General features: G+C 49.3%; 6 protein-coding genes. All 6 read left to right on the top strand.

The window, feature by feature from the left end; genetic code table 11:
• Positions 1-360 precede the first annotated feature (360 nt).
• The 6 genes from tsaE (at position 361) to asnS (ending at position 5,202) form a co-directional block, all read left to right on the top strand.
• Entirely contained in the window at positions 361-810 is a 450-nt protein-coding gene (gene tsaE / locus AC5OW4_RS14295) for a tRNA (adenosine(37)-N6)-threonylcarbamoyltransferase complex ATPase subunit type 1 TsaE (protein ID WP_493677129.1), read from the top strand.
• On the top strand, positions 807-1,418 hold the full coding sequence (gene tsaB, locus AC5OW4_RS14290) for a tRNA (adenosine(37)-N6)-threonylcarbamoyltransferase complex dimerization subunit type 1 TsaB (protein WP_493677128.1): 612 nt from the start codon (positions 807-809) through the stop codon (positions 1,416-1,418). Before tsaE ends, tsaB begins: the two co-directional genes overlap by 4 nt.
• Complete coding sequence (gene rimI / locus AC5OW4_RS14285; protein ID WP_195396108.1) at positions 1,415-1,864, top strand: ribosomal protein S18-alanine N-acetyltransferase; 450 nt, start codon at positions 1,415-1,417, stop codon at positions 1,862-1,864. Before tsaB ends, rimI begins: the two co-directional genes overlap by 4 nt.
• Positions 1,861-2,883, top strand: a complete 1,023-nt coding sequence (gene tsaD / locus AC5OW4_RS14280) for a tRNA (adenosine(37)-N6)-threonylcarbamoyltransferase complex transferase subunit TsaD (protein WP_072683631.1) — start codon at positions 1,861-1,863, stop codon at positions 2,881-2,883. The genes rimI and tsaD overlap by 4 nt, the downstream gene beginning before the upstream one ends.
• 54 nt (positions 2,884-2,937) lie before the next feature.
• Positions 2,938-3,558: a redox-sensing transcriptional repressor Rex gene (locus tag AC5OW4_RS14275; protein WP_006060166.1), complete on the top strand. Its 621-nt coding sequence runs from the start codon at positions 2,938-2,940 to the stop codon at positions 3,556-3,558.
• Between the two features lie 261 nt (positions 3,559-3,819).
• Positions 3,820-5,202 carry an asparagine--tRNA ligase gene (gene asnS, locus AC5OW4_RS14270; RefSeq protein ID WP_493677127.1) on the top strand — a complete coding sequence of 461 codons (1,383 nt, stop codon included), beginning with the start codon at positions 3,820-3,822 and terminating at the stop codon, positions 5,200-5,202.
• The last annotated feature ends 141 nt before the right edge of the window (positions 5,203-5,343 follow it).

The raw sequence follows: 5,343 nt of genomic DNA, 5'->3' as shown, positions 1-5,343 counted from the left end.
GTGAACGTAGCTCGTTGCCAGGTTCTCCGGTTCCCTTTCTCAGGGAGCCTTTTTTTGTTTCTCGCTGGATTGATCCGAAAAGGGGGAAGGAAGCAGTTTGTTTCGTTGAGGAAATCCGGAAGCGCTGGAATGGATTTCCATGCATATTGAATCAAGGATTCATAAAATAAGGGGAAATTGTTCTGTGTTAAAACGGTTTTCATCTTTTTTATTGCTTTTCAGATTTGCAATCAGAGTTCCAATCAAAAAGGAAAAATAAAATAATTGTCGATTTAAATACAGGTATGGTTTTCTTTCTCCCGTGCTTTAAATCTGTGCTATAATATTTTCCAAGTGACACTGAAGAAAGGATGTGAACAAATGAAGCTTGAATTCATAACAGAAACACCGCAGGAAACCAAAGCTCTCGGTGAGAAAATGGGAAGTTTATCCAAGCCCAATATGGTGTGGACGATGAGCGGGGATTTAGGCGCCGGCAAGACGACGCTGACCCAGGGGATTGCCCGGGGACTAAGAATCACCCGCACTGTCAGCAGTCCTACTTTTACGATATTGAAGATTTATCAAGGCCGTTTGCCATTGTATCATTTTGACGCCTATCGTCTGGAAGGGACGCATCAGGAACTGGGTTTTGAGGAAATGATCGACGGCGAGGGCCTGACGGTTATCGAATGGCCGGAATATATGGAAGACCTGGATCAAACGGAACCGCTGCGGATTACGCTGCGTCGCTTAGGCGAGAATCGCCGCCAGATCGTTTTGGAAACCGAAAATGAAAAGTATGTCGAATTGATGGAGGCATTAAAATGATTACTTTATGTATGGATACCAGCAGTAAGTTTCTGGTGCTGGCTTTGATTGAGAATGATCAGCTCATCGGCAAACGCTGCCTGTCTTCCTGGAAGCGACAGTCGGAAATGATCTTTCCGCAGTTAACCGCATTGCTTGAGGAATGTCATTTGACGCCGAAGGCGATCAACGAAGTCGTAGTGACAAAAGGACCGGGCAGCTACACCGGCGTGCGGATCGCGATGACGGTCGCCAAGGTGTTATGCTCTACGGCGCATTTACCACTGTATGCGCTGCCGACGTTGGAACTGATTGGGGCTGGAAAAGAGAAAGCTGGCGTACTGCTGGACGCCCGCAGCCAGCGTGCTTATTTTGGATTTATTGAAAAGGGAAAACTGATCGGTAAAGAAGACGTGCTGCCGCTCAGCGAGATTCAGGCGCGGATTGAAGAAGCCGGCGATTTAGAACTGGTCGGTGATTGTTCCCTGTTGGGGTTGGAAGATTGTTATCCCGATCTGGCAGAAGCTTTCCTCCTTGCGCGGCCGCAATGGCAGAAGGTTGAGAACGTTCATCTGTTAGTGCCGGAGTACCTGAAATCGGCCGACGACTATCTGGTAAAAAAAGCATGATCCGGGAAATGACGCTGGACGATTTAGAAATTGTCTGCGAAATGGAGCTGCGGTTGTTTAGTTCGCCCTGGCCGCGGGAAAGCTATGAATATGAGTTAAAGGAAAACCCATACTCTCATTTATTTGTGGCTGAAAACGAAGCAGGAACGATTGTCGGCTATGCCGGCGTCTGGACGACGTTCGATCAGGCGCAGATCACGACAATCGGCGTGGACCTTCCTTACCGCCGTCAGCATTGGGCTTCGCGGCTGATGGATCACATGATCAACTGCGCCGCAGAGAATGGCTGCGAAATGATTTCGCTGGAGGTTCGCGTCAGCAACGCCCCAGCTTTGACCTGTTACAAAAAATATGGTTTTGAAATTATCAATATCCGGAAAGGTTATTATCAGGATAATCATGAAGATGCGTATTTGATGATGAAACCAATAGGAGGGAATTTATGAAACGGAATTTAATCCTGGCGATTGAGTCCAGCTGTGATGAAACAGCCGCCGCGGTGGTGGAGGATGGCTGTAAAATCTGTTCCAACATCGTTTCTTCACAGATTAACGTCCATAAAAAATACGGCGGCGTTGTGCCGGAGGTCGCTTCGCGGATCCATGTTGAAAATATTTCCGTTGTGATCGAAGAAGCGCTGGTTCAGGCTGAAGTAACAATGGATGATATTTTGGCGATCGCGGTAACGCAGGGACCCGGTCTGGTCGGCTCGCTGCACGTCGGCGTCCAGGCTGCGAAAACCCTGGCCTGGTATTACGATAAACCACTGATCCCGCTGCATCACATCATCGGGCACATCTATGCCAACCGCTTCGTCGACGAACTGCGGTTCCCGATGATTGCGCTGGTGGTGTCCGGCGGTCATACCGAGCTGGTCTGGATGAAGGATGAATGGTCATTTGAAATCCTCGGCACAACGCAGGACGATGCGATCGGCGAGGCTTACGACAAGGTTTCCCGGGTGATGGGAACCGGATATCCGGGCGGCCCGGTCATTGATAAAATGGCGAAACAGGGACATCCGCATTACACCTTGCCGAAGCCAAAGACGGAAAAACCGCTTGATTTCTCCTTCAGCGGTCTAAAATCAGCGGTCCTGCAGCTGATCGACCGGGAAAGTAAAAAAGGTGAGGAGCTGAACAAGGAAGACCTTTCCTACGCTTTCCAGGAAGCGGCGCTGGACACGCTGCTGAAAAAGACGATGCAGGCGGTCAGGGAATTTAAACCGAAGCAGGTTGTGCTGGCAGGCGGCGTGGCGGCCAATTCGCGCCTGCGTGAGAAAATCTCGGAGATGATTCAGGAAACGCCGGAGGTTCATCTGACGATTCCGCCGTTATGGTGCTGCACGGACAATGCCGCGATGATTGGCGCCGCGGGATGGACGGCGTATACGCACGGTTTAAACGGCTCGTTGGACATCGCCGCGAACCCGTCGATGGAAATTGAAACAAGTTCAATTCATTAAATCATTCACAATTTAAAACAAGTGTGCTAGAATAATGCAGAAGGGGTTGATAGTATGCCAACAAAGTCAGTCCCTAAGGCTACACTGCAGCGTTATCCAATCTATCTGAAAGCTTTACGCAAACTCAAAAATTCCGGCGTAACCCGGATCATGTCCAAGGAGCTTTCGGAATATGTGGCTATTGAGTCCACGACGATCCGCCGGGATTTCTCATTCCTGGGATCGCTGGGGAAGCAAGGTTATGGCTATGACGTTGACCGCCTGATTGAAATATTCAACGAGCAGTTGGGCATGGGATTCGATGAGAAGATTATTCTTGTCGGAGCAGGCAACCTTGGGAAAGCTTTAATGAATTACAATCGCTGGAACCATGTTGTCGGCGAGATTGTATGTGCCTTTGACATCCGTCCGGAGTCTGTCGGGAAGACGCCAATTCCGGTTTACCACGTTGATGAAATGAAGGATAAGATTCCAGAAGGTTGTCGAATCGCGATCCTGTGCGTTTCGTCGAATGTTCAGGACGCAGCCGATCGTTTGATCGAATGCGGCATTACCGGGATTGTTGATTTCTCGCATGAGCATTTCCAGGTTCCCAAGGGAGTTCTGGTCAAGCCGATCGACGTTGTATCCACGATCCAGGAATTGGTTTTTGAAACCAACAATATGAAAAAGTAGAAGGCAGCGAAAAGAGAACGATCCTATTACTGAAGCACAGCGAGCCGGGCAGGGTGAAAGCCGGAGTTCAGTCAGGGAATGCGGAACACTCTGGGAGCCGGATCGGAGAACTGACAGTAGACGATCCCGTCGGCGGCGTTAACGCACCCTGAGGCCCGATGATTTTGCGATCATCCGGGTAAATGAGGATGGCACCACGTTGTTTAACGTTCCTTGATCAGGAACGTTTTTTTATTCATAAACAAACAAAAGGAGAAAAGTATGCTTACATTCATGACCGTCAGAGAACTTTACGAGATGGCCTGTTCCGGCAGCACCATGGAAACCGATCAGATCGAGTATGCCCAGCTGCAGGGATGGGTCAGAACCAACCGCAACAACGGCTCCATCGGATTTATCGAGCTGAACGACGGAACGTATTTCCGCAACGCCCAGCTGGTTTATTCTTCCGATCTGGCCAACTTTCAGGACGTGTCCAAATATCTGACCGGCACGGCGCTGACCGTCACGGGAAAAGTCGTGCTGACGCCGCAGGCAAAGCAGCCGTTTGAGCTGCAGGTCACAGAAGTGATTTTGGAAGGCGCCTGCGACAACACCTATCCGCTGCAGAAGAAACGGCATTCATTTGAGTATCTGCGCGAGATCGGACATCTGCGTCCGCGCAGCAACACCTTTAACGCGGTTTTCCGCGTCCGTTCGGTCCTGGCGATGGCGATCCATGAATTTTTCCAGGATCAGGGTTTTGTTTATGTCAACGCACCGATCATCACCGGCAACGACGCAGAAGGCGCAGGCGAGGTCTTTACTGTCACTACCCGTGAGGATGGCAACTACGAAGAGGACTTCTTCGGCAAGAAAGCAAACCTTACAGTTTCCGGTCAGCTGCAGGCGGAAGCGTTTGCGATGGCTTTCCGTGATGTTTATACCTTTGGCCCGACCTTCCGTGCGGAAAACTCCAACACAACGACCCATGCTTCTGAATTCTGGATGGTCGAACCGGAAATTGCGTTCGCAGATCTGGAAGATGATATGGATCTGATTGAAGATATGATCAAATACTGCATTCAGTACGTCATGGACAACTGTCCGGAAGAAATGAAATTCTTCAACCAGTTTATTGACAACACGTTATTGGAACGGCTGAATCATGTGCTGAACAGCGAATTCGTCCGGATGCCATACACCGAAGCGATCGATCATCTGTTGAAAGCCAGGAAAAAGTTTGAAAACCCGGTTTCCTGGGGAATGGATCTCAACACGGAGCATGAGCGCTATCTGTGCGAAGAAGTTGTAAAAGGTCCGGTCTTCCTGATCGATTATCCGAAGGATATCAAAGCGTTCTATATGCGGATGAACGATGACGGGAAAACTGTGGCAGCCTGCGATTTACTGGTGCCGGCAGTCGGTGAACTGGTCGGCGGTTCTCAGCGTGAAGAACGGCTGGAAGTGCTGCAGAGCCGAATGAAGGAAATGGGTGTTCATGAAGACGGACTGCAGTGGTATCTGGATCTGCGCCGCTATGGTGGCTGCCAGCATGCGGGCTTTGGTCTGGGCTTTGAACGATTCATCATGTATGTTACCGGAATGCAGAATATCCGCGATGTGATCCCGTTTGCCCGTACCCCGAAGAACTTATTGTTCTGATTGAGTTTTCCTTCAATCAACTCAGCAATTCAATTTAATTTTACTGAAGATGAACTGACAAATGAAAAAGAGTTAAACGTCGTTTGGATATTTAACTCTTTTTCATTTTAATATTTCCAAAGTTAACGATGAAGAAGATCG

Source organism: Holdemania sp., from assembly GCF_986127675.1.
This window is presented reverse-complemented; position numbering and strand designations above follow the sequence as displayed.